Origin of the sequence: Enterococcus sp. DIV0806c, assembly GCF_051710905.1 — a bacterium.
GTDB classification, from domain to species: domain Bacteria; phylum Bacillota; class Bacilli; order Lactobacillales; family Enterococcaceae; genus Enterococcus_B; species Enterococcus_B mundtii.
Genome location: NZ_JBIOLO010000001.1, coordinates 1,769,003 through 1,786,931 on the forward strand (window position 1 = coordinate 1,769,003; position 17,929 = coordinate 1,786,931).

The 17,929-nt window shown below is 39.5% G+C and carries 15 protein-coding genes; 3 read left to right on the forward strand and 12 right to left on the reverse strand.

The window, feature by feature from the left end; genetic code table 11:
- The first annotated feature begins 25 nt into the window (after positions 1-25).
- Genes IGK77_RS08450 through IGK77_RS08460 form a run of 3 tightly spaced genes read left to right on the forward strand, consistent with a single transcriptional unit; the run spans position 26 to position 2,419 of the window.
- Positions 26-1,243: a GNAT family N-acetyltransferase gene (locus IGK77_RS08450; RefSeq protein ID WP_019723397.1), complete on the forward strand. Its 1,218-nt coding sequence runs from the start codon at positions 26-28 to the stop codon at positions 1,241-1,243.
- Between the two features lie 20 nt (positions 1,244-1,263).
- A complete protein-coding gene (locus tag IGK77_RS08455) occupies positions 1,264-1,758 on the forward strand; it encodes a nucleoside 2-deoxyribosyltransferase (RefSeq protein ID WP_071867692.1) in 495 nt (164 codons plus the stop codon).
- Positions 1,751-2,419, forward strand: coding sequence for a hypothetical protein (locus IGK77_RS08460; protein ID WP_071867691.1), 669 nt, complete (start codon positions 1,751-1,753; stop codon positions 2,417-2,419). Before IGK77_RS08455 ends, IGK77_RS08460 begins: the two co-directional genes overlap by 8 nt.
- A gap of 83 nt (positions 2,420-2,502) precedes the next feature.
- On the opposite strand, the gene IGK77_RS08465 is transcribed toward IGK77_RS08460, so the two are convergent.
- From IGK77_RS08465 to IGK77_RS08520, 12 genes are all read right to left on the reverse strand, one after another.
- Positions 2,503-3,357 carry a GRP family sugar transporter gene (locus IGK77_RS08465; protein ID WP_074799233.1) on the reverse strand — a complete coding sequence of 285 codons (855 nt, stop codon included), beginning with the start codon at positions 3,355-3,357 and terminating at the stop codon, positions 2,503-2,505.
- A 126-nt stretch (positions 3,358-3,483) separates the two neighbouring features.
- A complete protein-coding gene (locus IGK77_RS08470) occupies positions 3,484-6,066 on the reverse strand; it encodes an alpha-mannosidase (RefSeq protein ID WP_438713141.1) in 2,583 nt (860 codons plus the stop codon).
- A gap of 2 nt (positions 6,067-6,068) precedes the next feature.
- On the reverse strand, positions 6,069-7,178 hold the full coding sequence (locus tag IGK77_RS08475; protein ID WP_019723575.1) for a PTS fructose transporter subunit IIC: 1,110 nt from the start codon (positions 7,176-7,178) through the stop codon (positions 6,069-6,071).
- 27 nt (positions 7,179-7,205) lie between these two features.
- Positions 7,206-7,520, reverse strand: a complete 315-nt coding sequence (locus tag IGK77_RS08480; RefSeq protein ID WP_071867688.1) for a PTS fructose transporter subunit IIB — start codon at positions 7,518-7,520, stop codon at positions 7,206-7,208.
- Positions 7,521-7,543: 23 nt separating this feature from the next.
- A complete protein-coding gene (locus IGK77_RS08485) occupies positions 7,544-7,993 on the reverse strand; it encodes a PTS sugar transporter subunit IIA (RefSeq protein ID WP_074799235.1) in 450 nt (149 codons plus the stop codon).
- 1 nt (position 7,994) lies between these two features.
- On the reverse strand, positions 7,995-9,902 hold the full coding sequence (locus IGK77_RS08490; RefSeq protein ID WP_074799237.1) for a BglG family transcription antiterminator: 1,908 nt from the start codon (positions 9,900-9,902) through the stop codon (positions 7,995-7,997).
- 284 nt (positions 9,903-10,186) lie between these two features.
- Complete coding sequence (gene clpB, locus IGK77_RS08495; RefSeq protein WP_074799239.1) at positions 10,187-12,796, reverse strand: ATP-dependent chaperone ClpB; 2,610 nt, start codon at positions 12,794-12,796, stop codon at positions 10,187-10,189.
- Positions 12,797-13,179: 383 nt separating this feature from the next.
- Positions 13,180-13,674, reverse strand: a complete 495-nt coding sequence (locus tag IGK77_RS08500) for a GrdB-related putative oxidoreductase (protein WP_074799240.1) — start codon at positions 13,672-13,674, stop codon at positions 13,180-13,182.
- A 17-nt stretch (positions 13,675-13,691) separates the two neighbouring features.
- Positions 13,692-15,044 (reverse strand): PTS cellobiose transporter subunit IIC, encoded by a 1,353-nt coding sequence (gene celB, locus IGK77_RS08505; protein WP_074799242.1) that lies wholly within the window; start codon positions 15,042-15,044, stop codon positions 13,692-13,694.
- Positions 15,045-15,119: 75 nt separating this feature from the next.
- Complete coding sequence (locus tag IGK77_RS08510) at positions 15,120-15,455, reverse strand: PTS sugar transporter subunit IIB (RefSeq protein WP_074799244.1); 336 nt, start codon at positions 15,453-15,455, stop codon at positions 15,120-15,122.
- Positions 15,456-15,502: 47 nt separating this feature from the next.
- Positions 15,503-16,450, reverse strand: coding sequence for a N(4)-(beta-N-acetylglucosaminyl)-L-asparaginase (locus IGK77_RS08515; RefSeq protein ID WP_074799246.1), 948 nt, complete (start codon positions 16,448-16,450; stop codon positions 15,503-15,505).
- Positions 16,451-16,618: 168 nt separating this feature from the next.
- Positions 16,619-17,920: a Sapep family Mn(2+)-dependent dipeptidase gene (locus IGK77_RS08520; protein WP_074799248.1), complete on the reverse strand. Its 1,302-nt coding sequence runs from the start codon at positions 17,918-17,920 to the stop codon at positions 16,619-16,621.
- Between the last annotated feature and the right edge of the window lie 9 nt (positions 17,921-17,929).

Here is a 17,929-nt window from a genome sequence, read left to right on the forward strand (position 1 = left end):
AAGTAACTAAATTGGAGTTGAAAAAATGGACCAAACAGATTTTAGAGAAAATTTTGAGTTGAAGCCTGTCACGGAGGAACATGTTGACCAGTTCAATGAGTTACTTTCCTACGTTTTTCAAGTCACTGACTCTGATATTGAAGAAAGTGGATTCGAAAACAAACGGGAATTTGTACGTTCCAAGCGACCGATTCTAGAATTATCAAATGTATTCGGCTGGTTTCATAAAGAAAAATTGATTTCTCAAATCGCGATCTATCCTTGCGAGGTCAATATCCACGGTACACGGTACCAAATGGGCGGAGTGACTGGGGTTGGAACCTATCCTGAATATGCCAACCATGGATTGATGCAAGACTTGATCATCGTCGCATTAGACAACATGCGCAAAAACAAACAGTGGATCTCTTATCTTTATCCTTACAATATCCCTTATTACAGGCGTAAAGGTTGGGAAATCATGTCAGATAAGTTATCCTTTAAAATACGTGATACGCAACTACCTAAACAAGTACCTGTTTCTGGTATCGTGGAACGACTGCCTGTCGATCACGAAGATGTTTTCCGTGTCTATCAACAGTTTGCGGGAAAGAATCATGGTGCGCTGTTTCGTAGTGCCTTTCACTGGGAAGAATATTGGCGTTTTGAAAATGAAGAAGAACGGACTGCGGCGATTTATTACAATAGTGACAATGAGCCAACCGGAGTGCTTTTTTATTGGGTCGCCGAAGAAGTCTTCCATGTCAAAGAGATGTTTTATTTGAACCAAGAGGCGCGTAACGGATTGTGGAACTTCATCTCTGCACATTTTTCAATGGTTTACTGGGTACATGGCGATATCTACAAAAATGAACCCCTTGCTTTTTTATTAGAAGATAGTCAAATCAAAGAACAGATCGAACCTTACTTTATGGCAAGGATCGTTGACGTCAAAGAATTTATCCAGCGCTTCCCTTTTTCTGGTACAGCAGAAGACTTCCATTTCATCGTGGAAGATTCCGTGGCACCTTGGAATAACGGCGTGTTTGGCTTGACGTGGCGAGATGGCCACTTGTCGATCGTTAACGAACCGATTGGTAAAATGGTTCGTTTAGATATCCAAACATTGACGTGTCTAATGATGAATTATCGTCGTGCTTCTTACCTTGCTCGAATCGAGCGCATAACCACAGATGAGGAGATGGTCAAGACATTAGAGCGGATCATCCCAAACATGGAAGCTTATTTTAGTGACTATTTCTAATACAAAGGATGTTGAAACGAATGAATATTTATTTTGCAGCACCACTTTTTGCAAAGGGAGATTTGCTTTATAACGAATCTCTTGTCAAAAAAATCAGAGAGATTTCTTCTGATTTGTCGATCTATCTACCACAAGAAAACGAAGCGATCAATGATAAGACTGCATATGCAGACAGCAAAATGATTGCCTTGGCTGATACAGAAAAAGTACTAGAAAGTGACTTGATGATCGCTCTTTTAGACGGATTAACGATCGATGCCGGAGTTGCTTCTGAGATCGGAGTCGCCTATGCTAAAGGCATCCCGATCATTGGTTTATACACAGACAGCCGCCAACAAGGAGCGACTCATCCAAAAAAAGTCGCTGCCTTGCAACAGGCCGGTGAAAATCAGTTTCATTATTTAAATCTTTATACGGTCGGCTTGATCAAGTTGAACGGAACGATCGTGTCTTCTGAAGAAGCATTGTTCGAAGCATTGAAATCATATCTAGCTGGGGGAAATATTAGTGAGTAAGACAGTAAAAAAAGTTCAGATTGCATTAACGATTTTCGGTCTATTTGTTGTGGGTTATAACATTTTCGAATTTGTAACAAATAAATATTCGACCACACAAGGAATCACCTTTATCGTCGAATCTTTGGCAGGTATCTTATTGATTTATTTGCCACAGATCATTCGCCGATTGTTCAAGATCCATGTTCCTGATGCGATTGTTTTATTTTATTGGTTTTTCTTGTTTATCTCTGTCTTTTTAGGAACAGGTATGCACTTGATCAGTATTATTTCATTTTGGGATAAAATCTTACACGCCGTTAGCCCGATGGTTCTGACTGCCTTAGGTTACGGTTTGATTGGCTTCTTGCTGAAAGACGCACCAATCGAGAAAACAAGTCCTTGGCTATTTCTTTTATTTGGATTTGCTTTTGCCGGATTATGCGGTGTTTTCTGGGAGTTCTGGGAATTTCTATGCGATCAATTCTTAGGGATGAACCTGCAACGATTTGCTGCTTCTGATGGTACACTCTTCGTCGGACGCGAAGCATTGATGGATACAATGGGAGATTTACTAACAAATACAGTCGGCGCCTTTATCATGGGTGTTTATGCGTGGGTCCAAGTGAAAAAAGACCCAGCACATTTTGAGAGCTACCGACTAAAAAAATTGGAAGATTGATTGCTAGTATCAACAGTAACCTTACTAAAAAAGTGAGTTTGGGATCCTAAAGATTCCTGACTCACTTTTTTTCCTGCAAATTTTTACTTCAACAAGCTCATGCCAATTACACCGATGACATACACCAGTGTACCCAAATACACAAAACGTTTCTCTAATACCGTTTTCTTTTCTCTCAAAAGAATGATACTTCCGTAAGTTGCCACAAGCAAACTCATTTGCGAAAAGGAATAAGTGATGCCCACACCTAAAGACGAAGATACAGCAAATAACGTCGTATTAGCGATCACCCAAGAACAACCGGTGATGATATTTCGAGTAATGGCATTGACTTTCACTTGTCTGATCTTCTTCATTGAGATGATCATCCCTCCAACAAACATGCCGATGGATTGAGGTAGAAAAACTTGTGGTCCATGAATATCAAAATAACTAGTGATTGTTACATATAGCATCAAAAATGCAGATGAAATGCACAAAAAGACAATGACTTGTTTGGCAACTGCGCCGTTTCCATTGCTTGTTTTAGTCACCAAAAGCACACCGACTAAAATGACCGCCAACGCCACGATCGACATAATAGCTACAAAGATACTCGTCCATTCTAACAAAAAAATGCCTGAGACTAGCGTAACAAAGGCTAATTGTGTCCCAACAGATATGGGCATGGCTTTTGATACTTCGGCCTTTTCTAATGCGCGGAACTGAAAGTATTGCCCCACCGCCCAAAATGCTCCGGACAAAAAACAAATAATAAATGAAACCGTTTGGTACGTCGCTTGTTGAGACAAACTAAATATCAAACCAAATAGTAAGGCAGCAATGGTGGTGCCGATCAACTGTTCTTCTGACTTCCCTCCCATGATCTTAGATAATATTGGCATCATTCCCCACCCTAATGCTGGGATCAAAGCTAAAAATAAAAGGTGTATCGCCATAATTTCTCCTCTTTCAATTTCACAACTAAAGAAAGACACAAGTAGTCAACTTGCTGTTCCTAAAACCCGCTAAACGGTGTTCCAGAAGCAACGCCTTGAGAACCAACTTGTGCCTCAATGTATTTTTTATTTTGTTAATAAATAAGTGGCTAAACCATAGCCGTTGATCGATTTTGTCTCTGTCACTTCTTCTTCCAAGGCATTGATACGTGTGTACTTAAATCCTGCAAAAAGCTTCTCTGGCTCAAGGTAACGTTTTTCTGAAGTGCCATTGACTAATCGAATCACTACACCTTCTGAATAATAAGCGTTATGGATCGCACTGACAGCTAATCCTTCTGCTAAATCTAACGAAATTTGCGTATACGTACGTTCACTCAAAGAAAGTGGTTGGATTCTACTTTGGATCTTATTGTCGATTCGATAAACGAAATAATTCAAATCTTGCAATTGATACGAAATCGACGGTTGTTCTTTTTCTGCTTTCCATGTCACTAACGTGTTTTCTGAAATATCAGTTGGTGCCATGCGCACCGAAAAGTCAAAATCGATCCGTTGATTTTCCATTTGAGCAAGCGGTGTGTCCATCATGATATGCCCTTTTTTCGTCGTATCTCCTGAAGCTCGTCCTGGACGATACATCAAATCTGGTTTCCCTAACGAATCCGTCGTGGCTAATACGGTGACATATAAGGAGTCATTGATATATTCGTATTCCTTACTTTGTTCGGTATAAAACACTAGTGCCTCTTCGGAACTATACGCGATCACTTGTTTTTCAAATGGTTCGATATTTACTGGCATTTCAGAATATTTTTGTTCCCAATCGTTCATCGACTGGTTTGTTTTTTCCAAGTAACCAAATTGGATCGCAGAAACGACCTTTTCAATCGATTGATTCAACTTTGTTTTGATGCGGATACGGTGATTTAACACAGAATTTCTAAAAGAAAGACTGCCTTGGACCTCTCCCTGTTCCGTTAACTTCAATGTCAGCTGGTAAGCGAAGATTTTCGTTGTTTGACCGGCGATACGTTCTGCCAATGTATAAGGAAGCGCCAGTTTCCCTTCCAAGATCAAGGTTTCTTCGTCGCCTTTACATGAATCAAACGGCAAAGAGAATGGGTGATCATTAGGTATCGGAGAATAATCGTAAGTGTCTCCGGCATTACTATCATCCACGATCGTCAAGAAGTCTTTGATCGTATGATGACCATCTGAAAAGGCAAGTTGTCCCTCTTCAAAAGTCAAAGAATAGTTACCTTTTGAGATCATCGTGCGTGGGGTCATGTCAGGTAGACCAGTCGTAGTCTGTTCGACGAAATCGAAGACTTGATAGCCTAACCCAGCAAATGAACAATCAACTGCTACTTGTAAAATATAGTATCCTGGCTCTTCGATAAAACGATTGCCGGCTGGGGTTTCTTCCATGATATTTTGACGACTAGGTACATAATCCAACGAGATGACAGCAGAATCATGGCCCAATACTTCGATTTGCTTGACTTTTGAGATGAGTTTTACCACTTTTTTTCCTTTGAAAGGTGTAACTGAAGTATTCAAAATCAAGAATTGTTGATCCGTCAGCTGTAGTCCTTCAGAAATTCTTTTCAATACTAAGTTTTCGATACTATCACAGATTTCTGATACTTCTTTCAAACGATGAGCGATGTCTTGCGCGACACTATCTGACACACAGCCGGCTAGACTGTCATGTGCTTGGCACTCAAATAATTTTTTCCATGCCTTCATGACTAACCGATTGCTCAAAACGATGCCTAGCTCCTTCGCAATAACGACCATTGGTTCGATTTCTAATGTCAGTTTATTTTCTAATCTGAAAATCTCACGTTTCAAATCCATCCGGACAGAACCAATCGTTTTGTGTACGCGAGCAAAAACAGGTGCACGAAATTCTCCTTGGTACTCTTCCAGATCTTTTTGACGAACCAAGTCCATGAACGCTTGATACGTGCTTGTTTGATAGTTATATTTACCGATTTGATTGATTTTATCGATTTTCTCTTCTAAAGATGAGATAATGCCTAATTGATCGTTTCCTGTTGGAATCAAGATGTCTGTTTCATCTGCGTAGCTCTTGATAAAATCGATGCCTTTATCTAATCGTCCTTCCACATAACTCTTCGTTGGTTCTAGTTGTTGTTGCGCACCATAACCTTGGGGAAAGTTCACTGCATACAATTCATTCTCTCCACTTAGACTTTTCCATTTGAAATATGGCGATTGGACATGTTCAACTAAGTCGATCCCACGCCAAAAAATAATATTGTCAAACCCCGCCTCGTTTAAAATCGTCGGCATTTGTGCATTGAATCCAAATGTATCTGGAAGATAACCAATAGGTAGATACTCCCCATATTTTTTACTTTCAAAGACTCCTACCATTGCATTTCTTAAAATAGATTCCCCTGAGGCAAAAAACGCATCCGTTTGTGTGAACCAAGGGCCAATAAATAATTGACCCTTCGCAACTAATTCTTTGATCTCTGGTAATTTTTCTGGATATAGTTCCAAGTAATCATCTAAGATCGAAAGCTGTCCATCTAATACAAAAGTAGCATTAGGCTGTCTTTTCAGCTCTTCCAAAACATCTGTAAATAACTGATCACTTAAAACGATGCAATCCATTGAAGTAAAGTACCATTCTCTATCCCAATGTGTATGATTTACAATGTGTATATTTGTCATAGTTACGCTTCCCATTGCTCTTCCCAAGCAGCTTCATCAAATTCTTCTACTGCTGATTCTACTTCTTGTCCAGCATCTTTTGAACGTAACACGCTAGTTAGGATCGCGATGAATAACGCACCTGTAGCGATCGAAAGTACATAGATCGGCCATTTTTCCACTGTGAACCAGCCATAAAATCCTGAGATTGGCGCTGTGTTCACTGCCCCTAAACCAACTGCCATGGCAGAACCTAAGGCAGAACCAATCATATTGATTGGGATAACTTTTAATGGATTTTCAACAGCAAATGGGATCGCTCCTTCAGAAATACCGACAAGTCCCATGATCACAGCTGATTTTCCAGCTTCTTTTAATTCATTGTTGTATTTATTTTTCGCAAAGATCGTGGCTAATCCTAACCCGATTGGTGGAATGATGATGGCCACTTGTGCTGCAGTATTTGGTGCATAAACATTACTAGTCAATAGCGCCATTGCTGTTGTCACCGCCGCTTTATTGACTGGTCCACCTAAGTCAAAACCAACCATTGCGCCAACGACTGCTGCCATAACGATGGCATTTCCACCACTTAAACCGTTCAACCATGATTCTAACCCAACGTTCAATGCTGCAAATGGCGTACCGATCACATAATTGACTAATAGAACGGTGATCAATGTACCTAAAACTGGTACTAGAAATACTGGTACAACGGATGCCATTGATTTTGGCAATTTGATTTTGTTTTTGATCAACAAGCAAGCATAACCAGCGATCAAACCAGAAACGATTGCGCCTAAAAAGCCTGCATTGATATCTTTCACTAACATCCCGCCAACTAAACCAGGAGCAATCCCTAGTTTATCTGAGATCGAATAGGCAATAAATGCGGAAATCACTGGGAACATTAAACCAAGTGCTGTGCCACCGAAACCATCTAAACTATGCAATAAACGAATGATCGCATTCCCACTCTCGCCATGAGAACCGTCCCAAATATCCACAATTCCGTAAAATGAACCACCCACACGAGAAATGGCCATGATTACTGCTCCGGCGATCACTAACGGTATCATATAAGATATTCCTGTTAAAACATGATTTTTGATTTCACTTGCTATTTTTTTCATTTACTTTCTCCCCCACTGATTAATTGATTAGTCGATCATTCCTAAAGCTTCTTCGATGACTTTTTCGGCATTCTTGATTGGTGCGGCAACTGGCACTTTTAAGATCGTTTTGCCTTTGAAACGCTCTTCATTTCTCACTTTTGTATCTACTGCAAAAATAACGACTTCGCCAATCTTGCAATCTTTTTCAGTCAACTCATTTTCGATACCTGTTGCTCCTTGTGTTTCAACTTTGATCAAATCTCCACGTTTTGCTGCTGCTTTCTTTAGTGCTTGAGCTGCCATATACGTATGAGCGACCCCTGTAGCACAAGCTGTAACTGCGATAATTTTTCTTTTCATCTCTTTTTCCTCTTTTCATTTGTTTATTCGCTTAATAGTTTCGCGATTTGTTGTTTATCTGTCTCAGTTTTTAACTGTGCCGTAATCTCATCATCCATTAATTTCATCGCAATCTCAGATAAGATTCTTAGATGGGTATCCCCTTTTTGTGACTCTGGGATCGCCAATAAAATGACCACAAAAACTGGTTCTTCATCTAATGATTGCCAATCGATTGGTTGTTTCAATCGTGCAAAAACAATTGCTGGCTCACTGACTGCTTCACTTTTCCCATGAGGAATGGCAATATTGTTCCCAATGCCTGTCGTCGAATGTTCTTCTCTTTCTAATACAGACTGGATATAAGCTTCTTTATTGTTGACTAAGCCGTTATTCGTTAAAACTTCCCCTAATTGACGAATCGTTTCTTCTTTGGTTGTACTCTCCATATCTAAAAAAATATGATTAGAAGGTAGTAAAGTTGCAATGCTCATATTAAAATTCCTCTTTCAAATAGTTTTTGATCTCATTTTTTGTTCCTTTTAGCAAATGTTTTTTTTCACCAGATTCGATGATCTCTAGCATGACATCATAGACTTCTTCCAGCTCTTGTGCTGTTTCATCTTTGATACAGATGAAAAATAAATATTTGACTTTCGTTTCTCCCCACATCAATTCATTAGCTAAGCGTAAAAAGACGATCGCTGATTTTTTGACGTATTTAGGGGCCCCGTGTGGTGTCGCAAATTTTCCAAAAGAGGTAAAAGATAGCTGTTCTCTTTCTAAAGAAGAAGAGATGATTTTTTCTTCCGCGTATCCTTTTTCAATCAATTGTTGTCCAACGAATTGGATCACTTCCTGATAGTCTGAGAATGAATGATCCAAAAAGATCAATTCCTCTTTGATCAAGTCCGCAAAGTGATTCGTTGACTTGATGGTATTATTTTGAGCATCCTTTAAAAAACGCTCAATTTTTTGACGTTCTGATTTGTTGAGAACCGGTGAAACATTGATCGTTGGTATCGTCTCTAGGTTCAAGTTGACAGTCGATATCACCAGATCTTCATCGATCGATGTCTGCATCAACTCTTGGATTGAAAGTATCCTAGAAATTTCGATCTTCTCATAATTTCTACGAAGTCGGGCAGCCAAGAGTTGTGATGTGCCTTTGCCACTGCTACAAACAAGTAAGACACTGACTTTCTTCTGATATTTTTCTTCTTTTTGCTCTTTCATTGCTTGGATATGGACAGCAAGAAAAGCGACTTCATCTTCTGGGACGTTGATCACAAAATCTTTGCTCAAGGCATTAGCTAATTGGATCGCTTCTGTAAAAGCCACAGGAAAGTTTTTCTTCACATCTTGTAAAAAAGGATTATGGATCAACAGTCCTTTTTTGATACGCAAGACTGCTTCTTTGATGTGTGTAACTAATCCTAAAATGATACTTTCATTGTAAAGGGTTACATTTTCGTGAATCAATTGTCGAATGCGTTCATCTGTCACTTCTTGCATATGCTTCGTTTGTTCAAGCAACGTATCACCTTCTAAGTGTAAGAGAATATAACGGACTTCAGAAGAAGGTAATGTCAATGAGAAAGTTTTTTCTAGTTTTAGAATGAATAAATCAAATGGTTTATTTTCTCTGACTTTTCCAAATACTCCTTCACTTTCTAAATAGTTATCCTCTCTTACGCGATCAATCATGATCAACAGATGGAGCAATAATGAATGATAGGTCGTATCATTCAACCTTATTTGTGCATCTTTTAGATATTCCTGCAACATTGTATCAACTAATGTGATGTTCTTCATGTCGATGAAATCATTGACAAAAGGAGGAATACCTTGGATCGAGTGTAGATATAGTTGGTTCTTTTTGGTGATTTTCCAATTACTACCCCAAAAATAGTAAATCAGATCAAAGGCTAAGCGTCTTTTTTCTTGCTCTGATAAGTTTAGAAATGAACCTTTACCAGGCAATCGATCGATGCTAACGTTGAAATGGCGGAAAATCTCATGGACTTGGATCATATCACCTTCTAATGTCGATTTGCTTATAAATAGTGTATCTTGTAGTTCTTGGCGAGTGAAATAGGTCTTTTTTTTCAAGAGTTCAAAACAGAGGAATTGAATACGTTCTTTTTTAGAAGCTGGAACTGTTACCATGTTCGTTGTATCGATCTGATTTAATATTTCGTTTGGATCACCGTTGATCGAGACACCGACTCGTGGTTTTCTAATTAGTTCGATGGTTGTTCCGCTAAATAGCTCATCGATCAATTTTAGTGATTGTGAAACTGTTTTATTCGATAAATTCATGTGTTTTGCTATTTTTGTGACCGTCGTATGTTCGTTCATCAAAATATATTGAATGATTGCTTTTTCCCGTTCCTTGATCATCACACTATCACCTCATCTACATTTTCTATCTTAGCTTGTCTGCCGTTTTATGAAAACACTTACTTTTACCGTTTTGAATACAGTAAATCATAGGTTTAGTCGCTAACTTGACTACGCCATTCATTTTTTAGTTTCTGTTTCTTCAATGAACCAACTAATTGTTTATTAAAGTATAGACGAAAAAAAATACCTGTCAAAGTGCAGACTATCAGTAATAGTCCACTACTTTGACAGGTAATGATTTCCGCTTCTGTCATGTATAATGGTGATACAAGCGCTTCTTATTATTCGTCTTCGGGTAAGTTTTCAGTTGCGAATGCCAAGTGGTGATCAAACAAAGTGATCGTTACTTTCGATTTTGGCATGATCTTGCCAGCTACGATTTCTTTAGCCAACGGCGTTTCAACTTCTTTTGTAATGAATCGTTTCAATGGGCGTGCCCCATATGCAGGCTCATACGCATTTTCTGCAATCCATGTTTTTGCTTCGTCACTGATTTCCAAAATGATTTCTTGATGTTCTAAACGATGTGCCAAATGAGAAATCATCTTGTCAACGATCCCTTTGACATTGTTTAGACTTAATGGCGTAAAGAGGATCGTGTCATCAATACGATTCAAGAATTCTGGTTTGAAATGACTACGAAGGATCGTTCGCACTTGTTCTTCGACTTCTTCTGGAATCGTTCCTTCTGGGGTGACACCTTCCAACAATAATTGAGAACCGATATTGCTTGTCATGATCATCACCGTGTTTTTAAAGTCAACGAGACGACCTTTTGAATCCGTCAAACGTCCATCGTCTAATACTTGTAATAAAATATTGAAGACATCTGGATGTGCCTTTTCAATTTCATCAAGCAAAACGATCGTATATGGGTTTCGTCGCACAGCCTCTGTTAGCTGTCCACCTTCTTCGTAGCCAATGTAGCCTGGAGGCGCACCAACTAAACGAGAAACGGCATGTTTTTCCATGTATTCACTCATATCGATCCGCACCATATGCTCTTCAGAATCAAACAAGTTTTCTGCTAAAGCTTTTGCTAGTTCGGTTTTACCGACACCAGTTGGTCCTAAGAATAAGAATGAACCCAATGGTCGGTTTGGATCTTGTAATCCCGCACGAGAACGAATGACCGCATCACTTACTGCGTCTACCGCTTCATCTTGCCCAATGACACGTTTATGAAGCGTTTCATTCAACTTGATTAGTTTTTCGCGTTCACCTTCCACGAGTTTCGTTACTGGAATCCCTGTTAAACGACCTACAACTTGAGCAATTTCATTTTCAGTGACAGATTCTTGTACCATCTTGATGTCACTGTCTTTTGTTTTTGCTTCAAGTTCTGCTAGTTCTTTCTCTAATTGTGGAATCGTACCATGACGCAAAACAGCGGCACGCTCAAGATCATAATTGTTTTCTGCGTCTTCTAATTCATGTTTTGCCTTATCGATTTCTGCACGTTTAGAAGAAACGGTATTTACTTCTTCTTTTTCAGTTTCCCACTGCATCTTCATCGCATTGGCTTCTTCTCGAAGATCGGCTAGTTCTTCTTGTAAGTTCTTCAAACGTTTTTTACTTGCATCATCAGATTCTTTCTTCAAAGCTGCTTCTTCGATCTCCAACTGCATCAAACGACGAGTCACTTGATCTAATTCCGTTGGCATAGAGTTCATTTCCACTCGGATCGTAGCACTTGCCTCATCGATCAAATCAATGGCTTTATCAGGTAAAAAGCGGTCTGTGATATAGCGATCGGATAATGTAGCTGCTGCAACCAAAGCATTGTCATGGATATTGACGCTATGGTGGATCTCAAAACGCTCTTTCAATCCTCGAAGGATACTGATCGTATCTTCAACAGTTGGTTCCTTCACTAATACTTTTTGGAAACGGCGCTCTAACGCTTTGTCCTTTTCCATGTATTGGCGGTATTCATCTAAAGTAGTCGCACCGATCAAATGAAGTTCCCCACGTGCTAACATCGGTTTAAGCAAGTTACCGGCATCCATACTACCTTCCGTTTTCCCTGCACCGACGATGTTGTGGATCTCATCGATGAACAAGATGATCCGTCCATCGCTTTTCTTCACTTCTTTCAAGACTGCTTTTAAGCGTTCTTCAAACTCCCCACGGAATTTTGCTCCAGCAATCAAGGCACCCATATCTAAAGAAAAAATGGTTTTATCTTTTAAGTTTTCTGGTACGTCTTTGCGAACGATTCGTTGCGCTAATCCTTCAACGATCGCTGTTTTACCCACACCAGGTTCCCCGATCAACACAGGGTTGTTTTTAGTTTTACGCGACAAGATCCGGATCACATCACGAATTTCTTCATCTCGGCCAATGATCGGGTCCATTTTGCCACTACGGACTTGTTGGACGAGATCGACACCATATTTTTCTAACGCTTTATATTGTTCTTCTTGATTTTTAGAGGTCACACGCTCTCCTCCCCTCATGTCTTCGATATTTTTACGCAATTCTTTTTCATTCAGTCCCTGTTTGGTCAAATAAACCGTCAGTGGATAATTTTTTAATTTCATTAAAGCTAATAGCACGATCTCAGTGGATAAGAATTCATCGCCAAAACTTTCTCTCAATTGATCCGCTTCGTTCAATAAATGAAAAAGATTTTGACTAAGATTTTGTCCATATTGGACATTGCTGCCTGAGACTGTTGGATATTCATCTAACACTCGATCAATCTCTTGTTCAAAGGCATCTGCATCAATGCCTGCATCTGTATATAGATTACGGCCAAAATGATTTGGCTGTAAAAAGATCTTCCATAAATGAACGATGTCGATTTCTTGATGTTTTCTTGTCATCGCTACTTGTTGTGCTTCTGCAATCGCTTCTTGGAGCGTAGTTGTCATTTTTTCACTATTCATATATTTCCCTCCTGTAGTAGAAGTTGTTTGGTCAAAGTCAACTATATCTTTCTCTAGCGTCTATATCATCCGTCTAAAGTCTCGTTTTCTTTAACCTTTACATGATTATTATACTCATTTGGTCAGCTTTGGTCAAAGATTATACTCACGATTATCAAAAAAATTTGAGACAAAAGTTACCGTAAATGTTGTCTGTCACTCTATACCAAATAAACGGCAGAAACAAAAGAAACCTCTATAAAAATAAAGGCAACAACCACAGTCATTTACAGAACGATTCCGTGGTTGTTACCCTTCATTCTAGAGGCTGGTTATATTCCGACCTAGAGGTATTTATTTCTGATGATTGCTTAGCACAAACTAGTTGATTCATCAAAATCAAGTCATGAGGATTGATTTTGATGAGTGAGCGCTGAAATAAAGTAGCTGATATTTTTATATGAATCATTTAAACCAATTCCGCCTTTTTTAGGCATTTTTATTACATTGATCTTTTTAGCATAGCGTACAAAGGCAGGATTTTCTTCAGACATCGCAGCTACACTTGGGATTCCTTGTTCACTGAAAACCAAAGCTAATTGGGCCGCCATCATGCCAAAATTAGCATAATGCATCGCGGGACCACAAAGAACAGCATCTGCATCGAATTTTTTGGCAAAACCTATAAATTTTTTGTTTACCTCTTCTTGGTGATCGAGATAATACTGATCACCACAATACAATGTAGCAATGATTTCTGTATCGTGTTCTTGAAAAAGTGGATTTAAGGTACGCCCTGGTCCAAGAGCTGTTTTTTTGCCCCCAGGAGGTAGCTGGGCATTTTCATCACTGCCCAAGCCTGCAGTCAAATGATTGAGAATCAAGACTATTTTTTTCATTCCTATGGCCTCTTTTCCTATAAATCATCAAAATCGAATTCATCAAAATCGATTTCTTCTTCTTCCTGTACCGCCTCTGCTTCTTCTTTTAAATACTGATTATCTAGCACTTTAATAAAAGGATAATAAATAGCCATTCCTAATAGGATCAGTAATGCTTGCAAAACAGATGCCTGCCAACCACTAACTAAAAAACCAGAAATGATCGGTGGCGTTGTCCATGGTAGTTGAATACCATTCGTATAATTAACTAATCCTACCTCCATACAAAAATAGGAAATGATAATATTGATCGTGGGTACAAGTGCAAATGGAATAAGTAAGACTGGATTTAAGACAATCGGTAATCCAAAAATAATCGGTTCATTGATTCCAAAAATCCCTGGTACTAGTGACAATTGCGACAGTTTTTTTACTCGTTGGCTTTTGCATACTAGAATCATGACTAAAATCAATGAAAGCGTAGATCCTCCACCACCAAAAGTAGCAAACATATCTTGAAATTGACCTGTGATGATATTTGGTATATCTGCGCCATTTTTGAAGGCATCTAAATTTTCAACGGATAGTGCTCGTAAAATCGGATTGAATACTGCCCCAACTACACTCGAACCGTTGATACCGAAAAACCAAAAAAAATGCAAGAATAAGTAGGCTATGATCATCGCGCCTAGAGTATTTCCTAAGCTAAGTAAAGGAGTTTGTAGGAACTTAAATAGTATTTCTTGTAAATTACCATATGAGGTTAGATTTGCTAACCAATTGACAATCATAAAAAGAGTAACAATCACAAAACTTGGGATCAACGCTTCAAAGGATTGTACGACGGTTGGTGGCACACCTTCAGGCATTTTGATCGTCCAACCTTTACGTAATAAAGCGACAAACAATCGGGTAGCAACCAAAGCCACGACCATCCCTAAGAACAGGCCGCTAGAACCCATCCAACGTAATGGCAAGCTTCCTACTTCATAGACTTCAGTGGAGCCTTCTGGTGTAAATAGGGTTGTAAAAGGGGTCACGATAAAAAAAGCGACCAATGAAATAATTGCCGCTTGCATGGCATCTACTTTAAATTGTTTTGCCAGACTATATCCAATACCCCCAACCGCTAAAATCGTCATAATATCAAAACTTGCCGTGGCAGGCATATTCAACATCGTTGCCCAGTTATCTCCGAGAATATGGCTCATCGTTTCATTCCAATTTGGAATTGGAAAATTAGTCAAAACTAAAAAGAGCGATCCTACGATCAGTAAGGGTGTTGATAGCAAAAAACCATCACGAATCGCAATCAAATACTTATTTTCACCGATTGTTTTCGCCATTGGTGTTAACACACGTTCTAACCAATCCAAAAATTTTTGCATGTTTCTTCCTCCCATCCAGCTGCTTTATTTTTGTTTGAGGACACAATTTTTCGATTGAAATCCCATTTTATTAAGCTACTTTGTCGCTTTTGATTTTTTGATCAAACCCAAGACATCTTTCAACGCTTTTTCCCCGTCCATCATGCCATATGTTTCTGGAGCAATCGTGCCAACAGGAATCCCCATTGGGTCAAACGTTTCTTTCATTTTACTCGCTAAATGACGGACTTGAGGCCCTAATAAAATAGCCACAGGTTTTTCTTGTGCGACTTTTTCTTCCGCATGGATCGCAGGAAAAGCGGCAATTTCTAATGGCATTTTGTGTTTTTTGACGACCTCCATCATTTTATTGACCATAATACTTGTTGACATTCCTGCTTCACAAAATAAATAAATTTTTTTAGTTGTCATATTTATTCCTCCATTTTATTCTTGTTAACCGTTTATCCGATTCGCTGTTAAATTGGTGCTTTGATACGTGCTTCATAGGCATCAAGCCATGCTTGTGTGATTGGTGTGATCACTGTCGTCTGATCTGGACCAGGATTGGCCATAAAAATTGCTGGTTCTTGAGCCATCGTTGCGACACTAAATGTAAATTCAACGTTCGTAGCTACCCCCCATTCGCCATATTTATCTAATGCTACTAACGAGAACGCCCCCGCTTTGCCATAACGTTTACGCAATCGCTCATCAAATCCATAAACGGCTCGATCACAAGCCGCTTGTGGCGTAAATCCATTCCCCATCAATCGAACGATTTCATAAGAGAGGCAGCCCTTCATAAGATCCTCCCCTAAGCCTGTAGCTGTCGCACCGCCAATCGTACTATCCACATAAAATCCCGAACCAGATAATGGCGAATCTCCTACACGTCCATGTTTTTTCATAAACAAACCGGAACTGGATGTTCCTACTGCCATCTGTTGTTGCGTATCGAGCGCGACAACCCCGACCGTATCATGGCCATCGTAAGGATCTAAATTCAACTTAGCGATTTCTTTTACTCGTTGTTCCCAGATTTTTTTTGCACGTGCTGTTAACATATTTTTTCGTTCAAAACCAGATAGCATTGCATATTCTGTTGCTCCCTGTCCTACTCGAAAACTATTGAATTTTTCATCACTTAATTGCCGAGCAACAGAAATCGGATTGGCTACATCAGTAATCCCTGCAACTGCACCAATCTTAAATGTTTCTCCATCCATAAAAGCAGCATCCATTTCTACGATTCCTTTTTCATTTGGTAACCCACCATAACCAACGGATTTATAAAATGGATAATCTTCTACCACTTTGATCGCCGTTTCCACAGCATCTTTACATGAAAACTGTGCTTCTAATTGTTGTTTAGCCGCCAAGACACCTTCATGTGCCATGCGCCAAGTTGCAATCATTCCCCACATTTTTTTCCCTCCATCTCCTAACATTTGTAGCGCTTTCAAGTATATTCTATATGGTATATACTATTATGTCTATACTAAAAAACGAGTTTCTTTCTAAAACTCATCGTTTTATTAGAAACTCGTTTTACGTGAAATTTATTTTTCAATTGTTCGTTCTATCTGAATGTTTTATTCTGTTAATGCTTGGAGGCTGCGCATGTAGATTTCTAAATTTGTTCGCAAATCTGCGGAATCCATGTATTCGTTCGCCGTATGCGCAATCCCTTTTTGCCCTGGAAATGAAGGACCAAATGCTAAGATATTCGGCATTTTACGCGCATACGTGGCGCCTGTTGTTGTCACTGGTTTAGGATCATTACCGGTGACTTGATGATAGATCATTGACAGTGTATCGATTTTTTTTTGCTCTTCTGTCCGACAAAATCCAGGAATACTACGAACCACTTCTAAATCAACACCTAGAGGCAATTGGTTTTTCAAACGTGACACGACTTGTTTTTCTGATACGGTCACCGGGTAACGTAAGGCAATTTCTAATAGCAAGCCTTCTGGAGACTTTTGTAGCACAACAGGTGTCAAAATCAACTTGCCTGAATCTTCGTCTTCAAACGCTAAATCGATCCCTTCTCCAAAATGTTTTTGATGAAAGCTTTGACAAATCCAGCGAAAATAACCCTGTGCAATTGGCGTGATCATTCGTTCTTCAGCTAGTTTTGACACCAAGATCGTGATAGCATTTTCTCCTAACTCAGGCGCGTTACTTGGTGCTCGTTTACCACTGGCACTTATTTCTTTTTTGGCAATTCTCACGTGCAGTTGGTCTGGAACATGATCACGGAACTGGTCCCCTTCGAATCGACTGATTTGTTGATGTTCCTCTTCGGGTAAAGTAAAGTGGAGTACCACATTTACGATCCCACGTTCGCCATAGACCACAGGATATTTACAATCGGGCGTGAACCCGAATAACGGAGGGCTTTCCTCGGCTAAGTAATGAGAAATATCTGACATGCCACTTTCTTCATCCGTTCCAAAGATGATCCGAAGATTCTTTTTTGGCTGGTGTCCTAGGTCTTTTAATAGTTTCATGCCATACAGACAACACATGATAGGCCCTTTGTTGTCTAATATTCCTCGACCATAAAAACGACCCTTTTTCTCACTGAGATCAAACGGCGGAAACTCCCATCCTTGACCAGCAGGAACCACGTCAAGATGTCCCAGGATCCCGATATAATCACTTCCATCATTCCCCCACTGGGCATAGCCGATCGCATCATCGATTACTTTTGTTTGGAACCCATACCCGGCACTTTTGTCCATGACCAAAGAAAGAACCGAGCGTGCTTCTTTACCAAAGGGAGCTCCTGGTCCAGGTACTGACTTAACACTAGGAACTTGCATGACTTGTTTGAGTAAATCCAGAAAATCTAGCCAATTCTCTTCGATTGCTGTGTTGATTTGATCCATTTTTCACCT

Excerpts from the sequence above, each read along its gene's own strand:
- IGK77_RS08480 (WP_071867688.1), bottom strand. The coding sequence starts at position 7,520 with ATGAAAAGAAAAATTATCGCAGTTACAGCTTGTGCTACAGGGGTCGCT.
- IGK77_RS08455 (WP_071867692.1), top strand. The coding sequence starts at position 1,264 with ATGAATATTTATTTTGCAGCACCACTTTTTGCAAAGGGAGATTTGCTT.
- IGK77_RS08520 (WP_074799248.1), bottom strand. The coding sequence starts at position 17,920 with ATGGATCAAATCAACACAGCAATCGAAGAGAATTGGCTAGATTTTCTG.
- IGK77_RS08465 (WP_074799233.1), bottom strand. The coding sequence starts at position 3,357 with ATGGCGATACACCTTTTATTTTTAGCTTTGATCCCAGCATTAGGGTGG.
- IGK77_RS08475 (WP_019723575.1), bottom strand. The coding sequence starts at position 7,178 with ATGAAAAAAATAGCAAGTGAAATCAAAAATCATGTTTTAACAGGAATA.
- celB (WP_074799242.1), bottom strand. The coding sequence starts at position 15,044 with ATGCAAAAATTTTTGGATTGGTTAGAACGTGTGTTAACACCAATGGCG.
- IGK77_RS08515 (WP_074799246.1), bottom strand. The coding sequence starts at position 16,450 with ATGTGGGGAATGATTGCAACTTGGCGCATGGCACATGAAGGTGTCTTG.
- IGK77_RS08490 (WP_074799237.1), bottom strand. The coding sequence starts at position 9,902 with ATGATCAAGGAACGGGAAAAAGCAATCATTCAATATATTTTGATGAAC.
- IGK77_RS08485 (WP_074799235.1), bottom strand. The coding sequence starts at position 7,993 with ATGAGCATTGCAACTTTACTACCTTCTAATCATATTTTTTTAGATATG.
- IGK77_RS08500 (WP_074799240.1), bottom strand. The coding sequence starts at position 13,674 with ATGAAAAAAATAGTCTTGATTCTCAATCATTTGACTGCAGGCTTGGGC.
- IGK77_RS08470 (WP_438713141.1), bottom strand. The coding sequence starts at position 6,066 with ATGACAAATATACACATTGTAAATCATACACATTGGGATAGAGAATGG.
- clpB (WP_074799239.1), bottom strand. The coding sequence starts at position 12,796 with ATGAATAGTGAAAAAATGACAACTACGCTCCAAGAAGCGATTGCAGAA.
- IGK77_RS08450 (WP_019723397.1), top strand. The coding sequence starts at position 26 with ATGGACCAAACAGATTTTAGAGAAAATTTTGAGTTGAAGCCTGTCACG.
- IGK77_RS08510 (WP_074799244.1), bottom strand. The coding sequence starts at position 15,455 with ATGACAACTAAAAAAATTTATTTATTTTGTGAAGCAGGAATGTCAACA.